Consider the following 1,458-nt stretch of genomic DNA (forward strand, 5'->3'; position numbering starts at 1 on the left):
GCTTGAATTCAGCGGTGGCGGTAGCCATCCGCTGGAATGATTTGTTAGGTGTTATCCTTTAGGCGGAAAAGGGTCATTACCGTGACTATCTTTTTGGCTAATTTTCCCATCTTTGTTGTGAATAACTAATTCACTATCTTGATTTCTACTAATATCACGAGCACGATCAACTGCATTTTGTTTTGTATCAAAATGTCCTGATGAGCGTTGTCCGCCGCTTTGTTTAATATCCCATCCACCTTTGTCTTTGTTTGGAACTACATGAGTGCTTTTGGCCATAATTTTCTCCTGTTTAATTTTGTTGATTACCAATTAGCAAGATAGGTATTAATGTTCAAATTTCAACTACTTTTTAATAATTTGCCTCATCAATAGCCTCTTGTGCCTTCTCTTTTATTCTTTTTATGTCGTTATTAGCATTGTCCGTATATTCTTCAATACAGGAAATATACTCTTGAAGTTGTGAGTTATAATTTTCAACCTCAGAATTATATGAATCGATTTCCCATTGGCTATTAAATGAGTATGGCTTAGACGGTTTTATTGGCTTATCACAGTCGTGTGATGGATACCCAGAATATCCTAAATTGCTTCCACCATAAATATACGCTTCTGCATTTATTGGCATTATCATCAATAATAATAAAAATAAACTATTTTTCATATTTCCTCCTGACACCTAACGCCGCAAATCACCGGCAGGCAAAAGTGGCGTTTGGTTTGTGTAAAATGGAGCGAAGCGAAATACACAAACCAAACGCCACTTTTGCCTGCCGGTGATTTGCCTTGTTATGTGTTTTATTCATTGATTACACAAAAACCATTGCCAAATGGGTCGGCACAATGAGCAATAGAACCCCAGTCGCCACTTTCTCCGCCCTCATGTAGCCCCCCTAATTGAACTATTTTCTTAACAGCCTCATCAATATTTTCGGTAAGAAAATCTAAATGGACAGGTGTCCAATGGCGTTCATAGTCACGGACAACCGCACTTGATGCTAAAGGTTTTGTTCCGGCTTCTTTTTCCTGTAGATATATATCGCAATTATCTGTGGCGAGAACAACCATGTCAGCGCCTTGGTCTCTAAGTTTTTTACAACCTAGCGCCTCTATATAAAAAATCTCAGCCTGCTTCAAGTTTGAGACATCAATGCTCACGGAAATTTTTATCACAATACATCCTCATTCAATTGTTGTTGTAGACACATAACTATTATTATAAGGACATATTATCCTTACATTACGATATTAAAATTAAAAGCCTGTAAAAAACAGTGTATTTCAATCTTTTTAGGGATAAAATACAAATAATTTACCTGATATACGATATTAGTAGAAATTTTCTTTCTATATTGTGGCGAATTCAACCCATAAGTGCAACACTTCCATTTAAAAAATAGTCCTTGCCAGTCATCTTGGCAAAGACCTCAAATGGGGTCTTGTACCCCAAGCATTTCC

Annotated in this window: 3 protein-coding genes; all 3 read right to left on the reverse strand. The window is 36.8% G+C overall.

Features of this window, described 5'->3' with window-relative positions; genetic code table 11:
• Positions 1-51 precede the first annotated feature (51 nt).
• The gene (locus tag BAZSYMA_RS02685) at positions 52-279 is read right to left on the reverse strand and encodes a DUF2188 domain-containing protein (protein ID WP_090715369.1); all 228 of its coding nucleotides are present in this window, start codon (positions 277-279) and stop codon (positions 52-54) included.
• 73 nt (positions 280-352) lie between these two features.
• A complete protein-coding gene (locus tag BAZSYMA_RS02690; RefSeq protein ID WP_090715372.1) occupies positions 353-664 on the reverse strand; it encodes a hypothetical protein in 312 nt (103 codons plus the stop codon).
• A 134-nt stretch (positions 665-798) separates the two neighbouring features.
• Complete coding sequence (locus BAZSYMA_RS02695; protein ID WP_090715375.1) at positions 799-1,173, reverse strand: VOC family protein; 375 nt, start codon at positions 1,171-1,173, stop codon at positions 799-801.
• Positions 1,174-1,458: the final 285 nt, after the last annotated feature.

This window comes from Bathymodiolus azoricus thioautotrophic gill symbiont (assembly GCF_001298715.1).
Taxonomy (GTDB): Bacteria; Pseudomonadota; Gammaproteobacteria; order PS1; family Pseudothioglobaceae; genus Thiodubiliella.

What these genes read in the sequence shown, in the direction of transcription:
- BAZSYMA_RS02690 (WP_090715372.1), bottom strand. Translation starts at nt 664, where the DNA reads ATGAAAAATAGTTTATTTTTATTATTATTGATGATAATGCCAATAAAT.
- BAZSYMA_RS02685 (WP_090715369.1), bottom strand. Translation starts at nt 279, where the DNA reads ATGGCCAAAAGCACTCATGTAGTTCCAAACAAAGACAAAGGTGGATGG.